This is a genomic window from Streptomyces sp. NPDC040405 (assembly GCF_055595765.1).
Genome location: NZ_JBVIVI010000004.1, coordinates 293433 through 312052, shown reverse-complemented (window position 1 = coordinate 312052; position 18620 = coordinate 293433). Strand labels below are relative to the sequence as shown.

12 protein-coding genes are annotated in these 18620 nt (G+C 75.4%); 9 read left to right on the top strand and 3 right to left on the bottom strand.

Features of this window, described 5'->3' with window-relative positions; all coding sequences use genetic code 11:
• Window positions 1-106: 106 nt before the first annotated feature.
• From ACZ59A_RS19130 to ACZ59A_RS19105, 6 genes are all read left to right on the top strand, one after another.
• Window positions 107-1492: an MFS transporter gene (locus tag ACZ59A_RS19130; protein WP_470960125.1), complete on the top strand. Its 1386-nt coding sequence runs from the start codon at window positions 107-109 to the stop codon at window positions 1490-1492.
• The gene (locus ACZ59A_RS19125) at window positions 1485-3623 is read left to right on the top strand and encodes a molybdopterin oxidoreductase family protein (protein WP_470960123.1); all 2139 of its coding nucleotides are present in this window, start codon (window positions 1485-1487) and stop codon (window positions 3621-3623) included. The genes ACZ59A_RS19130 and ACZ59A_RS19125 overlap by 8 nt, the downstream gene beginning before the upstream one ends.
• On the top strand, window positions 3620-5029 hold the full coding sequence (locus ACZ59A_RS19120; RefSeq protein ID WP_470960122.1) for an FAD-dependent oxidoreductase: 1410 nt from the start codon (window positions 3620-3622) through the stop codon (window positions 5027-5029). The genes ACZ59A_RS19125 and ACZ59A_RS19120 overlap by 4 nt, the downstream gene beginning before the upstream one ends.
• The gene (locus tag ACZ59A_RS19115) at window positions 5026-6285 is read left to right on the top strand and encodes an NAD(P)/FAD-dependent oxidoreductase (RefSeq protein ID WP_470960120.1); all 1260 of its coding nucleotides are present in this window, start codon (window positions 5026-5028) and stop codon (window positions 6283-6285) included. Before ACZ59A_RS19120 ends, ACZ59A_RS19115 begins: the two co-directional genes overlap by 4 nt.
• Window positions 6276-6821, top strand: coding sequence for a nitroreductase family protein (locus ACZ59A_RS19110; protein WP_470960119.1), 546 nt, complete (start codon window positions 6276-6278; stop codon window positions 6819-6821). Before ACZ59A_RS19115 ends, ACZ59A_RS19110 begins: the two co-directional genes overlap by 10 nt.
• 105 nt (window positions 6822-6926) lie before the next feature.
• Window positions 6927-7832, top strand: coding sequence for a phosphotransferase enzyme family protein (locus ACZ59A_RS19105; protein ID WP_470960117.1), 906 nt, complete (start codon window positions 6927-6929; stop codon window positions 7830-7832).
• Window positions 7833-7847: 15 nt separating this feature from the next.
• On the opposite strand, the gene ACZ59A_RS19100 is transcribed toward ACZ59A_RS19105, so the two are convergent.
• From ACZ59A_RS19100 to ACZ59A_RS19090, 3 genes are all read right to left on the bottom strand, one after another.
• Window positions 7848-8426 (bottom strand): TIGR03086 family metal-binding protein, encoded by a 579-nt coding sequence (locus tag ACZ59A_RS19100; protein WP_470960115.1) that lies wholly within the window; start codon window positions 8424-8426, stop codon window positions 7848-7850.
• An 84-nt stretch (window positions 8427-8510) separates the two neighbouring features.
• Window positions 8511-9230, bottom strand: coding sequence for an exonuclease domain-containing protein (locus ACZ59A_RS19095; RefSeq protein WP_470960113.1), 720 nt, complete (start codon window positions 9228-9230; stop codon window positions 8511-8513).
• Window positions 9231-9311: 81 nt separating this feature from the next.
• A complete protein-coding gene (locus tag ACZ59A_RS19090; RefSeq protein ID WP_470960111.1) occupies window positions 9312-12497 on the bottom strand; it encodes an AfsR/SARP family transcriptional regulator in 3186 nt (1061 codons plus the stop codon).
• Window positions 12498-12652: 155 nt separating this feature from the next.
• Between ACZ59A_RS19090 and ACZ59A_RS19085 the strand changes: the two genes are divergently transcribed.
• From ACZ59A_RS19085 to ACZ59A_RS19075, 3 genes are read left to right on the top strand one after another with little or no spacing between them, the layout of a single operon-like run.
• Window positions 12653-15229, top strand: coding sequence for an ABC transporter permease (locus tag ACZ59A_RS19085; RefSeq protein ID WP_470960109.1), 2577 nt, complete (start codon window positions 12653-12655; stop codon window positions 15227-15229).
• Between the two features lie 50 nt (window positions 15230-15279).
• A complete protein-coding gene (locus ACZ59A_RS19080; protein ID WP_470960107.1) occupies window positions 15280-16047 on the top strand; it encodes an ABC transporter ATP-binding protein in 768 nt (255 codons plus the stop codon).
• A gap of 2 nt (window positions 16048-16049) precedes the next feature.
• The gene (locus ACZ59A_RS19075; protein WP_470960105.1) at window positions 16050-18617 is read left to right on the top strand and encodes an FtsX-like permease family protein; all 2568 of its coding nucleotides are present in this window, start codon (window positions 16050-16052) and stop codon (window positions 18615-18617) included.
• Window positions 18618-18620: the final 3 nt, after the last annotated feature.

The window sequence follows — 18620 nt, the reverse complement described above, 5'->3', positions numbered from 1 at the left end:
CATCGGCATTCTCGTGCCACACCAAGCACCACCTTCAACACCATCACCATCACCACCACTGATGACTGTGACCGTGTTCAGATGCGAGTGGAGGCCGAGGCAACTCATGGGCAAGGCTCGGGCCGGTTCCGGCCGCTGGATAGCTCACTGGGACCCCGAGAACCGGGAGTTCTGGAAACGCGAGGGCAGCCGCGTCGCACGGCGCAATCTGATGCTGTCCGTCGCGACCGAACACCTCGGCTTCTCGGTCTGGAGCCTGTGGTCGGTCCTGGTCCTCTTCATGTCCCCCGCGACCGGATTCGCCTTCGACGCCGGGCAGAAGTTCCTGCTGGTCGTCGTCCCCACACTGGCCGGGGCGGCGCTCCGGCTGCCCTACCGCTACGCCGTGACCCGCTTCGGCGGCCGCGACTGGACCGTCGTCGCCACCGCCTCCCTGCTGCTCCCCCTCGCGCTCGCGGTCTGGGTGATCCAGCGGCCGGACGCCCCGCTGTGGGTGTTCCTGCTGGCAGGGGCGGCGGCCGGGCTCGGCGGCGGCAACTTCGCCTCGTCGATGACGAACATCAGCGGCATCTTCCCCCGCCGCCACCAGGGCCGGGCGCTGGGGATCAACGCGGGCGGCGGCAATATGGGCGTGGCCGTGGTGCAGCTGCTCGGGCTGCTGGTGGCGGCCACCGCCGGGCTCGGCCACGCCGAGTACCTGGCCGCGGGCTATCTGCCGCTGGCGGCGCTGCTGGCGGTGCTCGCCGCCCGGCGGATGGACAACTTCCCGACCGTACGGGCCCGGCCCGGGGCGCTGCGCGAGGCCCTGGGCAGCCGCCACACCTGGTGGATGTCCATGCTGTACGTCGGCACCTTCGGCTCGTTCATCGGCTACGGCTTCGCGTTCGGCCTGGTCCTCCAGTACGAGTTCGGCGCCTCCGCGCTGGAGGCCGTCTCGTACACCTTCCTCGGCCCGCTGCTCGGCTCGCTGTTCCGGCCGCTCGGCGGGTGGCTTGCCGACCGGTGGGGCGGCGCGCGGGTGACCCTGGTGGACCTCGCCGCCATGGCCGCCGGAACCGGGGTGCTGCTGCTGGCCTCCGCACGCCACTCGTTCACCCTGTTCGTCGCCGCGTTCTGCGTGCTGTTCGTGCTGTCGGGGATCGGCAACGGCTCGGCGTACACCATGATTCCGGCGGTCTTCGCGCAGGATGCGGAGAAGGCCGTCACCGCGGGCGAGGACGCGGGCCGCGCCTTCGCCCGGGCCCGCGAGCTGTCCGGCGCGGTCATCGGCGTGACGGGCGCGGTCGGCACGCTCGGCGGAGTCGCCGTCAACCTGGCCTTTCGCGCCTGCTACGACGGCCCCGGCGGCTCCGGTGACGCCGCGTTCACCGCCTTCCTCGGCTACTACGCACTCTGCGCGGTGGTGACCTGGGCGGTCTATCTGCGCGGCGACCCCGGCGGCGGGCCCGGCGCCGGCCGCTCCGCCCGGCGTCCGGAGGTCTCCCATGTCTGAATCGCCGTCCTCGGCCGCCACCGCCAGACCCGCGGGGCGCGCCCTGCCCGCCGCGTCGGCGGTGGCGACCCACTGCCCGTACTGCGCCCTCCAGTGCGGCACCTGGCTGGACCACAAGGACGGCGCGGTGGTCGTCACGCCCTCCGACTTCCCCGTCAACCGGGGCGGGCTGTGCCAGAAGGGGTGGACCGCCCCCGCCCTCCTCGACAACCCGGTACGGCTCCACAACCCGCTGATCCGGGACGCCCGCGGGTCGCTGGAACCGGTCGGCTGGCATCACGCGCTGGACACCGTCGCGGACCGGCTGCGGCGGATCCGGGACGCGCACGGCCCGGACGCGGTGGCCGTGTTCGGCGGCGGCGGGCTGACCAACGAGAAGGCGTATCTGCTGGGCAAGTTCGCCCGGGTGGCGCTGGGCACCAGCCGCATCGACTACAACGGCCGGTTCTGCATGTCCTCCGCGGCGGCCGCCGGGAACGCCGCCTTCGGCGTCGACCGCGGGATGCCGTTCCCGGTGGGCGACCTCGACGACGCCGAGGTGATCCTGCTGGCCGGGGCGAACCCGGCCGAGACCATGCCGCCGCTGATGCGCCATCTGGCGGGCGCGCGGCTGATCGTCATCGATCCGCGCCGGACCCGGACCGCCGAGGCGGCCGCCCTCCACCTTCAGCCGCAGCCCGGCACCGATCTGGCGCTCGCCCTCGGCCTGCTCCATCTCGTCGTCACCGAGGGCCGGATGGACGAGGGCTATCTGCACCGGCGCACCGCCGGGTTCGACGCCGCGTGGCAGCGGGCGGTGGCCTGGTGGCCGGAGCGCGTCGAACGGGTCACCGGGGTGCCGGTGGCCGCCCAGCGCGAGGCGGTACGGCTGCTCGGCGAGGCCCGGCGGGCATACGTCCTCACCGGGCGCGGCGCCGAACAGCACAGCAAGGGCACCGACACGGTGGCGGCCTTCATCAACCTGGCGCTCACCCTGGGCCTCCCCGGCCGGGCGGGCAGCGGCTACGGCTGCCTCACCGGGCAGGGCAACGGGCAGGGCGGCCGGGAGATGGGCCAGAAGGCCGATCAGCTGCCCGGCTACCGGTCGATCACCGACCCGGGGGCGCGCGCCGAGGTGGCCGCCGTCTGGGGCGTGCCGCCGCAGGAGCTGCCCGGCGCCGGGCCGAGCGCGTTCGAGCTGCTGGACTCCCTCGGCCGCCCCGGCGGACCGCGCGCGCTGCTGGTGTTCGGCTCCAACCCGGCCGTGTCCGCACCGCACGCCGCGCGGATCACCGAGCGGCTGGCCGCGCTGGACCTGCTGGTGGTGGCCGACTTCATGCCCTCCGAGACCGCGCTGCTCGCCGATGTGGTGCTGCCGGTGACGCAGTGGGCCGAGGAGGAGGGCACCATGACCAATCTGGAGGGCCGGGTGCTGCGCCGCCGACGGCTCTCCGGTCCCCCGCCGGGGGTACGCGGCGATCTGGACGTGCTGCGCGGGCTCGCGATCCGGCTGGGTCAGCCGCCGGAACGTTTCCCTGCCGTACCGCGCGAGGTGTTCGAGGAGCTGCGCCGCACCACCCGGGGCGGCCGGGCCGACTACTCCGGCGTCAGCTACGAACGGCTCGACGCCGGTGAGGCCCTGCACTGGCCCTGCCCCGCCACCCCGCCCGGGCAGCCGCCGCACCCGGGTACGCCCCGGCTCTTCCTCGACCGCTTCGCCCACCCCGACGGCCGGGCCCGGTTCCGCCCGGTCGACCACCGGGACGCCGCCGAACTCCCCGACGGCCGCTTCCCCCTGTTCGCCACGACGGGCCGGGTGCTGGCGCACTACCAGTCCGGCGCCCAGACCCGCGAGGTCCCCGAACTGCTGGCGGCCGAACCGGAGTCGTATCTCGAAGTGCACCCGGACACCGCCGAGCGGGCCGGGCTCGCCGAAGGCGACCTGGCACGGATCAGCTCGGCCCGCGGCACGGCCGTCGCCCGGGTGCGGCTGGTGCCGACCCTGCGCGCCGACACCGTCTTCCTGCCGTTCCACTTCACCGCGGACGGCCGGGCCAACCTCATCACCAGTACCGCCCTCGATCCGGAGAGCCACATGCCCGAGTTCAAGGTCTGCGCCGTCCGGCTCGACCCCTGGACGGCCACGGCATGAGCGCCGTCGTCGTCGTGGGCAACGGCATCGCCGCCCATCGCCTCGTGGACCGGCTGCACCACCACGGCCACCAGGGCACCGTCACCGTCCTGGGGGCGGAGCCGGTGGCCGCGTACAACCGGGTGCTGCTCCCCTCGGTGCTGGACGGCACGCTCCCGGCCCGCGCCCTGGCCCTGCCCGGTCCGCCGGAGGGCACCGTGGTGCGGCTGGGCACCCGGGTCACCGGAATCGACCGGGAACGCCGCCTGGCGCACGCCTCGGACGGCGCCTCCCATCCGTATGACCACCTGGTGCTCGCGACCGGCGCCCGGCCCCGGATACCCGCCGTCCCCGGCCTGCTGACGGAAGCCGGGCGGCTCGCCGACGGCGTCACCCCGCTGCGTACCGTCGCCGACTGCCGACGCGTGACCGGCGGCCAGGTGGCGGTGGTCGGCGCCGGGGTGCTCGGGGTGGAGGCGGCGCTCGCCCTGCGGCGCGGCGGCACCCGCGTCACCCTGGTGCACCCCCGCCCGTACCCGATGAACCGCCAGCTCGACGCCGCGGCCGGGGCGATCCTCGCCCGCAAGCTGCGCGACCACGGCATCCGGCTGGAACTGTCCCGGCAGGCGGTCGCTTACGCCCCCGGCACCCTCACCCTCGACCGCGGCCAGGCCATCGGCACCGACGCCGTCGTGGTGTGCGCCGGTGTCCGGCCGGACACCCGCACGGCCCGCGCCGCCGGACTCGCCGTCCGCACCGGCGTGGTGGTCGACGCCGCGCTGACCACCGACGATCCGCGCATCCACGCCATCGGTGACTGCGCCGAGGAACACGGCACGGTTCCCGGGCTCGCCGCCACCGCCTGGCACCAGGCGGAACGGCTCGCGGAGACGCTCTGCGACGGCCGGACCCGGCCCCGCGCCTGCGCGCCCGTGACCCGGCTGAAGGCGCCGGGGATGGACGTCGCGGCGTTCGGCCCGTCCGCGGCGACCGAGGAGATCGAGGAGACGGTGACGCTCCAGGACCCCGCCCGCGGCGGCTACGCCCGGCTGGAGCTGCACGGCGGGCGGCTGGTCGGCGCCGTCCTGGTGGGCTACCCCCAGGCCATCGCCGCCCTGGGCGCCCTGTGCGACCAGGGGCTGCCGATGCCCTCGGACCGGCTGGCGTTCCTGCTCGGCACTCCCGCCGGGCGCCATGGACCGGTGGAGCTGCCCGACGACGCGGTCGTCTGCCACTGCAACAACGTCACCAAGCGCACCCTGGCCGACAGCTGGCGCGGCGGCGCCCGGGACGCGGCCGCGCTCGCCGCGGCCACCCGCGCGACCACCGGCTGCGGCGGCTGCGCGGGCGCGGTCCGCGACCTGTGCGCCGCCCTGCACGCCGCCGGGCCACGGCCCGAGCCCGCCGTGGCAGAGGCGGTCCGGTGAGCCGCACCCTCGTCGTCGTCGGCCACGGCATGGTCGGCCACTGGCTGGTGGAGCGGATCCGGGACCGGGACCCGGACGGCCGGTGGCGCATCGTCGTCCTCGCCGAGGAACCGCGGCCCGCCTACGACCGGACCTCGCTCTCGTCGGTTCTGGAAGACGGGGAGGACGGGAACGCCGGGGCGCTCGACCTGACCGGCCCGGACCTCCTCGACGACCCCATGGCCGACATCCGGCTCAACACCACCGCCGTCTCCGTCGACCGCCGCGCCCGCACCGTCACCAGCGCGGACGGCACCGTGACGGGCTACGACGCGCTGGTCCTGGCCACCGGCTCGCGGCCCTTCGTCCCGCCGATCTCGGGCCGCGACCTGCCGGGCTGCTTCCGGTACCGGACCGTCGAGGACATCGAGGACATCCGGGCGGCGGCCGTCCCCGGCCGGGCGGGCGTCGTCATCGGCGGCGGGCTCCTCGGCCTGGAGGCGGCCAACGCGCTGCGGCTGCTGGGCATGCGGCCGCATGTGGTGGAGACCGCGCCGCATCTGCTGCCGCTCCAGACCGACGCCGGAGCCGGACAGGTCCTCGCCGACCTCGTCGGCAAGCTCGGGGTGCAGTCGCACTGCGGAACCATCACCCGGTCCGTCGACCGCGGCCCCGACGGGCGGGTCTGCGCGGTGACGCTGGACGACCGCACCCGCCTCGACGCGATACTGGTCGTCTTCGCGACCGGCGTACGCCCCCGCGACGACCTGGCCGAACCGTCCGGTCTGCCGCGCGGGCCGCGCGGCGGCATCCTCGTGGACGACCACTGCCGCACGGCCGACCCCCGGATCTGGGCGATCGGCGAATGCGCCGCCGTGGAGGGGCGCTGCTACGGGCTCGTCGCCCCCGGCTACCGCATGGCCGAAAGCGTCGCCGCGCAGCTCCTCGGCCTCGCGGCGCGGCCCTTCGCCGGAGCCGACACCTCCACCCGGCTCAAACTGCTCGGCGTCGACGTCGCCAGCTTCGGCGACTGCCACGCCGAAACACCCGGCGCCCTCGAATACATCCGCCACCACCACCGGGCGGGCAGCTACGCCAAGCTCGTCCTCGCCGACGACGCCCGCACCCTGCTCGGCGGCGTCCTGGCGGGCGACACCAGCGCCTACCCGCTTCTGCACTCCCTGACGGGCCGCGAATTGCCCACCGGCCCCGAACAGTTGCTGCACGGCACGCCCCACCACGAGCCCCACCAGGAAAGGGAACCCGCATGGACGTGATGACGGCCATCCTCACCCGCCGCAGCGAGCAGAAGCTCGCCGGTCCCGCACCCAGCCCCGAGGAGTTCCGCTACCTGCTCAAGGCCGCCTCATGCGCCCCCGACCACGGCATGCTGCGGCCCTGGCGCTGGCTGCTGATGTCCGGCGACGCGCGGGACGCGCTGGCCGCCGCCCTGGCCGAGGACAACGGCAAGAGCGTCGAGGCGATGCGCGCCAAGACCCGGCGGGCGCCCCTGCTGGCCACGCTCGTGTTCTCCCCCGACCCCGTGTCCCCGGTGCCGGAATGGGAACAGATGGCCGCCGTCAGCGCGATGACCACCTCCCTGATGCTGCTGCTCCACGCCCGCGGCTTCGGCAGTATCTGGCGGACCGGTGCTCAGCTCGACGCCGAACCGGTCCGCAAACTGCTCGACCTCGACCAGCCCGAACGCGCCCTGGGCTGGCTCTACATCGGCACCGTGGAGCCGGGCCGCCCGACCCGCCGCCGCCAGGCCCCCGACGTGGGCGACCGCCTGAAGATCTTCAGCCCGGTTTAACGCCTCGGGGCGCTCCCCCGGCCGGGTGCGAGACTGGGCCGTCCGGGGCCGGGCGGTCCGGTCCGGCCGGGCAGCGCTCCGGCAGCGGACAGCGGAGGGTGCGGCGTGACGGACGCGGGGTTCACGGAGGAACGGGCGCGGGCGGTGCTCGCCGCCGCGGCTCCGCACGGCACGGACGACGCCGCCGGGGCCCGGCTGCTGGGGCTCGGCGAGAACGCCGTCTTCGCCCTCGACCACCTCGCCCTGGTGGTCCGTGTCAGCCGCGACCTCGGCGTACGGGAGCGGGCGGCGCGCGAGCTGCGGGTCGCCGACTGGCTCGCCCGGGAGGGGGTGCCCGCGGTGCGCCCGGACCGCCGTTTCGGCCCGGAGCAGCCGCTCGCGTACGACGGCCACCTGGTCACCTACTGGCAGCAACTCCCGCCGCCCGAGCGCCCCGCCGGGCCGGGCGATCTCGCCGCGCTGCTGCGGCGGGTGCACGCCCTGCCGGAACCGCCGCCGGACCTCGCGCTGCCGCGCCGCGACCTGCTGGGCGGGGTCGACCGATGGCTGCGGCTGGCCGGGGACGCGATCGATCCGGCGGACGCCGCGTATCTGCGCGCCCGCCGCGACGACATCGCGGCGGCCACGGCCGGACTGACCCCGCACCTGGCACCCGGCCCGATCCACGGCGACGCGCTGCCGCGCAATGTGCACATCGGTCCGGACGGCCCGGTCCTGGTCGACCTGGAGACGTTCGCCATGGATCTGCGCGAGCACGATCTCGTCGTGATGGCACTGTTCCGGGACCGCTACGGGCTCGGCGCGGCGGCGTACGACGAGTTCACCGCGGCGTACGGCTGGGATGTGCGGGAGTGGCCCGGGTGCGCGGTGCTGCGGGGCGCGCGGGAGACGGCCAGCTGTGCGTGGGTGGCCCAGCACGCGCCGGGGAACCCCGCGGCGCTGGCCGAGTTCCGCCGTCGGGTCGCCTCGCTGCGGGAGGGCGACGCGGCGGTGCGCTGGTACGCCTTCTGAAGCCGTCCAGCCGTCTTACGCCGTCCACGCGGGGTCGCGGCCGCTGAGCGCGACGGCGCGGTCCAGCGCGGACGCGTCCTGCGGCAGGGTGCGCGCGGAGCCGAACGCGCTCCCGCGCACCTCGTCCGGGAACGCCGACAGCCACCCGATGATCGCTTCGGCACTGTGCGGATCGCAGTCGAAGGGCTGCCCGGTGGCGCGGGCGAGGTCCCAGCCGTGGATCACCAGCTCGTCCAGCGCGACCACGCCCATGACCTCGGCGGGCAGCGTCACGCCCCCGGCCCGCGTGCTGCCCTCCCAGGCCGCCGGGTCCCGCCAGGCGGCGGCCATCGCCTCCAGCCGCCGGGGCAGCTCACGGCGCCAGTCGGGGTCCAGCTTCCCGGCCTGTCCCTGACCGGGGTCCTGCTCGGTGGTCTTCTCCGCGGCCCGGCGCATGCCGACGGTCAGCCCCATGAAGTGGTCGAGCAGAGCACCCACGGAGTACGCCGGGCAGGGGGTGGGCGCCCCGAGCTGGTCGTCCGAGACGCCGCTGAGCAGCGCCGTCACCCGCTGGGCCACGGGACCGAGGTCGATACGGGCGGTCTGGTCGGTCATGGGCACGTCTCCCTTGTCCACTGTCTGCTCCCCCACACCCGTACAGACGGGCCGGGCGGCGGAAACTCATCGGTGCCGCCGGGGTCATCCGACCGCCGACCGCGCCTCGCGCAGCGGCCAGCCGCCGTCCACGACCGCGTCCGGGGTGCCCTTGCGGCGCAGCCACGACTGGAAGTCGGCGGCCCAGTGCGCGTACCACCCCACCTGCTTGCGGTGCAGCTCCCACAGATCGAGCCCGGCGACCTGCCCGTGCCGCTCGGCGAGCGCGCAGGCGACGCGCACCGCGGCGAGGGCGTCCGCCCCGGCCTCGTGGGCGCGCTCGTGCGCCACCCCGTACTCCCCGCAGACCGCCTCCAGCGTGCGCTTGCCCTTGCGGTAGCGGTCGACGGCGCGGTCTATCGTGTACGGATCCACGACCGGGCCGGTCGGCTCGCCGCCCAGCCGCTCGCTCAGCGAGCGCAGCCCGTGGCGGTCCAACTCGGCGGCGAGCAGGCTCAGATCGAACGCCGCGTTGTACGCCACCACCGGGGCGCCCGCGCGCCAGTGCGCCACCAGCACGTCCGCGATCTCGTCGGCCACCTCGCGTATGGGCCGGCCCGCCGCCGCCCGCTCGTTGGTGATCCCGTGCACGGCCACCGCGTCGTCCGGAATGGGCACTTCCGGCGCGGCCAGCCACTCGTGCCGTCCGATCGGCTCCCCGCCCCGCACCTCGACCACCGCGGCCGTCACGATCCGTGCCGTGCCCGGGTCGGTGCCCGTGGTCTCCAGATCGAACCCGATCAGCAGCTCCTTGTGCCAGCCCATGGCGAACGCCCTCCCTTTTGCTGTGCTTCCCCCAGGTGTCGCCACCTTCGCACGCACCACTGACAACGGACGCCGCTGCCCTCAACCGCCCGGCAGGGCGCGGGCCGTCGCGTCCCACGCGACGGGCCCGACCGAGGACACCGCGAGATGGAACGGGCACTCGGTGGTGCGCGACGGCGATGCCTCGCGGACCGTGCGTTCCAGCCGGTCGCGCAGCTCGGCGGCGGCCGTCTCGTCCCCCTGGGCCTCGCGCAGCGTGAGGAGGCCGCGCAGCGGCAGTGCCTCGGCGTAGCGGCGGCCGGACAGCCGGGCGACGCGCAGCGCGTGTTCCCAGCGGACCTGGGCGAGCACCGCCTCGCCCCGCTCGGCCGCGACCACGCCGAGCATGGTGAGGTCGTGGGCCGCGCATTCGGGGCGGTTGCCGCCCCGGTAGCGCTCGGAGGCGCGCAGATGCAGCCGCTCGGCCCGGTCGAGGTCGCCGCGGGCGCGGGCGGCCAGCGCCCGTACGGTCTCCACCTTGGCCAGCAGAAAGCCCTCGGCGCTCTCGCGGGCGTACGTCTCCAGGGCGTCGGCGAAGGAGGTGGCGTCGTCCCATTCGCCGTCGCCCGCGGCCGCGCAGGCGAGCACCGTCTTGACGTAGGCGGCCTCGTGCTCGGCGTCGATGAGCCGCAGTTCGTCGTGGGCGGCGCGGAAGGCGCGCACCGACAGGGCCCGCTCGCCCAGCCGCTCGTACGCCATGCCCGTCATGATCTGTGCGGTGGCGGCGGAGTGCGGGTCGAGGGTGGCCAGCAGCTCCCGGGCGGTCATGGCCGAGGTGAGGGCGGCGCGCCGCTCGTCCTCGGCGACCAGGAGTTCGCTGTGGAACAGCTGCCACACCCCGGTCTCCCAGCGGTGGCCGTGCTCGTCGAGGGCGGCGGCGGTGCGCCGGGCCACCTCGCGCGCCTCGGTCAGCCGCTCCTGGCGGACGTGGGCGGTGAGGGCGAGCGCTCCGACCAGGGTCACCACGGCGGGGTCGCCGTGCTTCTCGGCGGCGGGAACGGCCTGGCGCAGCAGCTCGTCGTCGTCCCCGGCCCGGCGGATGTTGACGCCCAGCCAGCCGCACCAGGCCAGGGTCTCGGCGTACCAGGCGGCGGTGGGAGGGGTGGATTCCAGGGCCCGCAGCAGCCGCCGGTGGCCCTCCTCGCGCTGCCCCGCGGCCATCCAGTAGAGGGAGAGATGGGTCGCGATGCGGGAGCCGAGCAGCCGGTCGACGGGGTCGGCGCTGTCCTGCAGCCAGTCCAGGCAGCAGGTCACCTCGGGGGTCACGGCGTTCATCTCGGCGAAGGCGGCCGGGCCGCTTCCGGTGCGCAGCGCGGCGTCGGTGCGCTGCGCGAGGGCGGCGACCCAGTCGGCGTGGCGGCGCAGGCAGCCGGTCTCCTCGCCGCATTCGGCGAGCGCCTGCCGGGCGTATTGGCGCAGGGAGACGAGCACGCGGTAGCGGGGGCTGCCGGGGCCGGGGTCGTAGACCAGCAGCGACTTCTCGGCGAGCAGGGCGAGGGTGTCGCCCGCGCCGGGCCCGGCGACCGCCTCGGCGGCGTCGACGGTGAAGGGGGCGGCGAACACCGACACCGCCCGCCACACCTCCCGCTCCTCGTCGGTGATGAGGCGGTAGCTCCAGTCGAGGGCGGCGCGCAGAGTGCCGTGGCGGGCGTCGGCGGAGCGCAGCGGCACCTCCAGCAGCCCGCGGCGGGTGCGGAGCTGGCGGACGATGACGGGCAGCGGGGTGGACGCGGCCTTGGGGGCGACGAGTTCGATGCCGAGCGGAAGCCGGTCGACGGCCTCGCACAGGTCTCGGACCTCGTCCCAGTCGGCGGCGCGGGCGGCGGGCGGGGAGACCCTGGCGAGCCGGTCGAGGAACAGCCGGATGGCGTCCTGGCCGGTCAGCGGGCGCAGGGCGAGCCGGGATTCCCCGGCCACACCGAGCCCTTCCCGGCTGGTGGCCAGCACCCGCAGCCGGGGGCAGTCCGCCAGCAGGCGCGCGGTGAGGTCCGCGGCGGCCTCGGTGAGGTGTTCGCAGTTGTCGAGGAGCAGCAGACATCGGGGGGCACGGTCGACGGCGAGCCGCATCCGGTCGGCGAGGGTTTCGGCGGGGCCGGGCGCGATGCCCAGGGCGGCGGCGACCGCGCCGGGTACGTCGGCGGGTGAGCAGGGCACCAGGTCGACCCGCCAGACGGTGGCACCGGCCTCCTGTTCGCGGGCCGCGGCGGCCAGGGACAGCCGGGTCTTGCCGATGCCCGCGGTGCCGGTCACGGTGACGAGCCGGGCCTCGGCCAGCTGGGCGGCGACCGCGGCGAGTTCGGGGCCGCGCCCGACGAAGTCGGCGCCGGGTGCGGGGTTCCGCCGGTCCCCGTGGTCCGGTGCGGGCGCGCGCCGCGGCGGCACGGTGCCGGTCGCGGTCCCCGCCCCGGGCGCGGCACCGGGCGCGGGCGCGATACCGGGCGCGGCTCCGGCCCCCGCCGCGGGCACGGAGGCGCCCCGCAGGACGGCCTGCTGGGCGGCGCGCATCTCGGGGCCCGGCTCGATGCCGAGCCGCTCGCGCAGATCGGCGCGCGCCGCCCGGTACACGCCCAGCGCCTCGGCCTGCCGACCGCACGCCTGGAGCGTGCGGATGAGCAGGGCGTGCAGCCGCTCGCGGTCCGGGTCGGCCCGGGCGGCGGCCCGTAGCGCCTCGACGAGATCGGCCGGATCCGCTCCACCGGCGGGCCCGTCCGCCGCGGCGTGCGCGGTCAGTTCGGCGTCGGCGCGCTCTTCGAGGACGGTCAGCCGCAGCGTCTCCAGCCGGGCCCGCTCGGCCTGGACGAACGGCAGCGCGGGCAGTCCGGCGAGCGGGGTCCCCGACCACCGGTCGAGCGCGGCGCGCAGCAGTGCCGCCCGGCGGCCGGGGTCCTCGGCGGCGCGGGCCCGGGCCAGCTCCCCCTCCAGCAGCCGCACGTCGACCGTGTGCCCGGTCAGGTCCAGCCGGTAGCCCGCGGGACCCGTGACCACCAGGCCAGGGGCGTGCGGCTGGAGGGCACGGCGGAGCTTGGCCACCGCCGTGTGGAGGGCCGCCATCGGGTCCTTGGCTCGTGCCCCCGTCCACAGTTCGTCCAGGATCCGGCCGGTGCTGACCGCCGAGGGGGCGTGCAGCAGCAACAGGGCCAGCAGGGCGCGCGGCCGGGACCCGGCGACGGCGAGGGCCACCCCGGAGCCGTTACGAACCGTGAGGTCGCCGAGTAATTCGAACTCCATGGGTGATATCGGACCATGGGAGGGGTACGGCTGTCCCGTGAACCGGCCCGGACCAGCCGACACGAACGGCCCAGGCGGACAGACGGCGGACAGAATTCGGACAGACCACCGGAGGATCCTGCCAAGACACCCCCTGGGTCGACACGAATCACGACATGAGGAGCGCCGTGCTGCGGCTCGCCTTCAGTACGCTTCGCGCCCGGCGTTCCCTGTTCGCGGGTTCCCTCGCGGCGGTGACGCTGGCCCTGATGCTGCTCACTTCCGCCGGGATCCTGCTGGAGTCCGCGCTGCGCGGCCACGGCGAGCCGAACCGCTTCCACGGGGCGTCCCTGGTGGTCGCGGGCAACGCCGACGTGGGCCTGGACGGGAAGGAGCACAAGCCCGGGTTCGGCGATGTGGACGCGCCCCTGGTGCCGCGCCCGCAGGTCCCGGCCCGGCTGGTGGAGCGGGTGCGCGGGGTCGAGGGCGTCCGTTCGGCCGTCCCCGACCTGGCCTTCTACGCGCAGGCGGTGGGCTCGGGCGGCAGCCCCGTCACCCCCGAGCGGGGCACCCGGTCCTACGGTCACTCCTGGGCGAGCGCGGGCGTTACCCCGTACACCCTGCGCGCGGGCCGGGCCCCGGGCGCGGCCGGTGAGGTGGTGGTCGACGCGGCCACGGCGCGCCGCGGGGCCTTACGGGTCGGCGGGCCCGTCACCGTGCTGACCGGCGCCGAGGGCCGCGCCACGTACCGGCTGAGCGGTATCGCCGCCGGGCCGCGCGAGGGGCTGACGAAGGATCAGTCGGCGCTGTTCTTCGCGCCGGACACCGCCGCCCGGCTCGCCCCGCCAGGCGACCGGGTGCACGCCATCGCGGTGACCACCGCCGCGGGCGCCGATCCGGGCGCGGTGGCCGACCGGGTGCGCGCGGCGATCGGCACCGATCCGGCGGTGACGGTGCTGACCGACACCGGCGAGGCCGAGGTCTCCTCCAGTGATGTGCTCTTCATCGACACCCTGGTCTTCGTGGTGTCCATGGGCTCGCTGGCCGTGTTCGTCGCCCTGTTCGTGATGGCGGGCGGCTTCGCCTTCGCGATCCTCCAGCGCTACCAGGAGATCGCGCTGCTGCGGGTGATCGGCGCCACGCCCCGTCAGATCAAGCGCATGCTGGGCTGGGAGACGCTGCTGGTCGCGATCCTCGGCGGGGCGATCGCCATCCCGGCGGGCGCCGCGCTGGCCGGGCCGCTGGCCGACGCGCTCGTCTCGCTGGGGATCGCGCCCGAGGAGCTGACGGTCGAGGCCGGGCCGTGGCCGCTGGCCGGGGCCGCCGTCGCCGGGCTCGTCATCACCCGGCTCGCCGTCTGGTCGGCCGCGCGCCGCGCCGCCCGGGTGCGCCCGGCCGAGGCGCTGCGCGAGGCCGCGGCGCCGGAGCGGCGGATGCCGCGGTCGCGGCTGCTGACCGGGCTGGCCTTCCTCGTCTTCACCGGGCTGTTCCTGGCGTTCGGCATCTCCATGGGCGGGGTGTCGGGGGCGGGGCTGGCGTTCGGCGGCGTGCTGACGCTGCTGATCGCGGCCGCCGCGCTCGGCCCCGCGCTGGTGCGCCCCCTTACGCCGTTCGTGGGAGCGCTCCTACGGACCTTCTCCCGGCGCACCGGACAGCTGGCGCTGGCCAACACCTCGGCCGCGCCGCGCCAGGTCGCCGCCGCCGCGGTGCCGATCGTGCTGATGGTGGGCTTCGCCGTATCGGCCCTGTTCATGCAGACCACTCAGCGACACGTCGCGGCCGACTGGGCGGGACAGCGGCTGACGGCCGGTCATGTGCTGCTGCCGCACGACGCGGAGGGGCTGCCGCCGGGGGTCGCCGAGGACGCGGCGCGGCTGCCGGGCGTCACCGCGGTCTCCTCGACCAGCAGCGCGTGGGTGCGTACGTCCGTGCACACCGACGAGGCGGAGAGCGTCACCGCGCGGGCACTGGGCGCCGACGCGCACCTCACCCACGCCCTGGACCTCCACCTCAAGGACGGGGATCTGCGCGGGCTGACCGCCGGGCGGGCGGTCGCGGTCAGCGAGGAGCAGGCCAAGGAGTACGGCTGGAAGACCGGCGAGCGGATCCGGCTGCGGCTGCCCGACGGCACCCGGCGGGAGCTGACGATCGGCGCCCGCTTCGACCGCTCCCTCGGCTTCGCCGACCTCGTCGTGCCCGCCGCCGTGCTGCGCCCGCACACCCCCGACCCGCTGCTGGACGCCGTCTATCTGATCACCGGCCCGGACCACCGGCCCTCCCTGGACCGGGACCTGGCGCGGCTGACGCGAGCCTGGCCGTCCGCGCGGGCCGCCGACCGCGACCAGATGCGGAAGGCCGGGGCGGCGGGCGCGGTGGACGAGACCTGGCCGGTCTATCTCTTCAGCGCGCTCATCGCCGCCTTCACGGCGCTCGCGCTGGCCAACACGGTCGTCATGGCGACGCTCGTCAGGACCGGGGAGTTCGCGACGCTCCGGCTGATCGGGGCGACCCGGCGCAACGTCCTGGCCCTGGTGGCCTGGGAGAGCCTGGTCGTCGCCGGATGCGGGGTGGTGCTGGGCGCGGCGGTCGCCGCGATCGTGCTGTCCGCCACCAGCCTGGCGCTGACCGGCGGCGTCCACATCAGCGGCCCGCCCGGATTCCTCCTCGCCGCGGGCGCGGGCGCGGTGGCCCTCGCGCTCGCCTCGGCCCTGGTTCCGGCCTGGCGGATGCTGCGCGAGCGGCCCGCGCGCTGAGCGAGATCCCGCAACGACGCGATGAACCACCACGGAGAGGAAGGCAACTGATGACGCTGCCGGATCAGTCGGCGCGCATGACCACGCGGGGCGCGGTCCCCGCCATGCGGCTGGAGAACGTGACCAGGCGCTACGGCCGGGGGGACGGCACGGTCCACGCGCTGCGCGGCGTCACCGTCGCACTGCCACCCGGGTCGTTCACCTCCATCATGGGCCCGTCCGGCTCGGGCAAGTCCACCTTCCTGCGCTGCGCCGCCGGTCTGGACCGCCCCACCTCCGGCGGGGTGTTCCTGGGCGACACCGAGATCAGCAGGCTGCGCGAGCACAAGCTGACGCTGCTGCGGCGGGAGCGGATCGGCTTTGTCTTCCAGTCGTTCAACCTGGTGCCGTCGCTGACCGCGAAGGACAACATCCTGCTGCCGTTCCGGCTCGCCGGGAAGCGCCCGGACCGCGACTGGATGCGGGACGTGGTGCTGCGCACCGGGCTCAGCGACCGGCTGGGCCACCGGCCCGCCGAGCTGTCCGGCGGCCAGCAGCAGCGGGTGGCCGTCGCCCGCGCCCTGGTCACCCGGCCCGAGGTGGTCTTCGCCGACGAGCCGACCGGCGCGCTGGACCTGTCGTCGGGCCAGGACGTGCTGCGGCTGCTGCGCGACGTGGTCGACGCCACCGGCCAGACGCTGATCATGGTCACCCACGATCCGGGCGCCGCCGCGTACGCGGACCGGGTGCTGTTCCTCGCCGACGGCACCCTGGTCGACGCGATGGAGAACCCGACGCCGCAGCGGGTCGCCGACCGCATGGCCCGGATGGGGGCCTGACGGTGCTGCGCCTTGCCCTCGGCGGAATCCGGCACCACCGGTACGGATTCATCGGCGCGCTGTGCGCCTCGGCCCTGGCCGCGATGCTGCTCGCCGCGTGCGGGGTGCTGATCGAGTCGGGGCTGCGGGCCGTCCCGGAGACGGACCGCTTCGGCGCCACGGCGGCCGTCGTCCGCATGGATCCCGATCTCGTCGTACGGACCGGATCCGGGCAGAACGTCGACCATGAGCACTACCCACTGGACCAGCCGCCGCGGTTGAGCGAGCGGGCCGTCGACGCGGTGCGGGCGGTCGGCGGTGTGGGCCGGGTGGTCGCCGACACCCCGTTCTACGCCCAGGCCGTCGGCCCGGGCGGAGTCCCGCTGGCCGGACCGGAGGACGGGCCCGCACAGGGCCACGCCTGGGAGGCCGCCGCGCTGACCCCGTTCACCCTGCGGTCGGGGCAGGCGCCGGGCGCGGACGACGAGGTCGCCGTGGACGCCTCGGTCGCGGCCCGCGCGCGGCTGAAGGCGGGCGACACCGTCACGGTGGTCACCGACTCGGGCACCCGGCGGTTCCGGGTCTCCGGAATCGCCGCGCCGAGCGGCCGGGACGCGCTGCCCGACCAGTCGGCACTGTTCTTCTCCGCGGCCACCGCCGAGCGGCTGTCCCGGTCCGGCGGCGAGGCCGCGGCCGTCGGCGTCTTCCCCGCGCGGGGAGTGGACGCGGACGAGCTGGCCGGGAAGCTGAAGAAGGCGCTCGACCGACCGGGCACCGACGTGCTCACCGGGGACGCCCGGGCGGAGGCCGGAGCTCCGGACACCGCCCGGCAACTGGACGACGCGACACTGCTGTTCGGGCCGATGGCCGGGTTCGGCGGCTTCCTCGCCGTCTTCGTGCTCGGCGGCACCATCGCCCTCGGCGTCCTCCAGCGCACCCATGAGATCGCGCTGCTGCGGGCGGTCGGGGCGACGCCCTGGCAGGTCCGGCGCGTCGTCACCTGGGAGACCGTGCTGGCCTCGGTCGTCGGGCTGGTGCCCGGGTTCGCGCTCGCGGTGCCACTGGCCAAGGTGGTCCTCGGCACGCTGCGGGACCGCGGGTCGGTGCCGTCCGCGTACGAGCTGGTGGTGGGGCCGCTGCCGTTCCTGATCGCGGCGGCCGCGACCCTGCTGCTCGCGCTGCTCGCCGGGGTCTTCGCCGCCGGACGGGTGGCCCGCATCCGGGCCGCGGACGCGCTCCAGGAGGCGGCCGCGCCGCGCCGGACCATGCCGGTCACCCGGCTGCTGCTGGCCCTGGTGGCGCTCGGCGGCGGGATCGCGCTGTTCCTCGCCACCCAGCACATCGGCGGCGAGGTCGGGGTGGCCTTCCAGTACCTGGTCGTGATGCTGCTGATGGGCGCAGCGGTGCTGCTGGGGCCGCTGCTCACCCGGGTGCTGGAGCCGCCGCTGGGCGCCCTGGTGTCCTGGATCGGCGCGACCGGACGGCTGGCGCACGCCAACTCCCGTACCTCGGTGCGCCGGGTGGCCTCCGTGGCGTCGGCGCTGATGCTCACCACGACGATGGCGTGCACGGTGCTGCTGGTCACCGGGTCGCTCAACCGCATCACCGCCGAGCAGACCGACCGCCGCACCCGCGCCGATGTGGTGCTGCTGCCCCGGGACGCACCGGGGCTGCCGCCCGATGTGGTGGCGGCGGCGCGGCGGCTGCCCGGGGCGGAGGCGGTTGCGGCGACCCGTTCGACCACCTTCGTGTCGTACGTGCTGGGCACCCCGGACGTACTGGGGGCGCAGGCGCTGGACCCGGCCGCCGCGGCCAAGGTGCTCGACCTGGGGCTGCGGGAGGGGTCGCTGACGAGCCTCGCGAAAGACGGCACGGTGGCGGTCAGCCGCACCCATGCCAAGGAGCACTCGCTGCATGTGGGCGACCGGCTGCGCGGCTGGCTCGGTGACGGTACGAAGGTGTCGCTGACCGTCGGCGCGGTATTCGACCGGCCGCTGGGGCTGGGGGACATTCTGCTCTCCGAGCGCTATCTCGCCTCACATATGCATCAGAAACTGGACGACTCGGTGCTGGTGCGGGCGAAATCCGGTGAGGAGAAGCGGCTGCGGGAAGCGGCCGCGGCGCTGGTGCGCGACCATCCGACGGCGAAAGTGACGGACGTCGGGGAATACGCCTCCGCGACCCGCACCGCCCTCGCGCAGAACACCACCGGCACCTATCTCGTGCTGTCCGTGCTGGTGATGTTCACGGGGGTCTCGGTGGTCAACGGACTCCTCATGGGAACGGCCGAACGGGCCCGGGAGTTCGCGCTGCTGCGGCTGCTGGGCGCGAGCCGGGGACAAATCAGCCGCATGCTCTATCTGGAGACCTTCATCGCGGTCCTCATCGGCGCCGCCGTCGGCACGGCCATCGCCTGCGCGGGCCTCGCGGGGGCCAACGGGGCGCTCACCGGCTCCATGGAATTCAGCATTCCTCCCGGGGGATACGCCCTGGTGCTCACGGGCGTCGCCGGACTGGCCCTGGTCTCCACGGCACTTCCGGCCGCACTTGCCCTGCGCAATCGGGCGGACGGCGCCCTTCCGGCGGCCTGACCC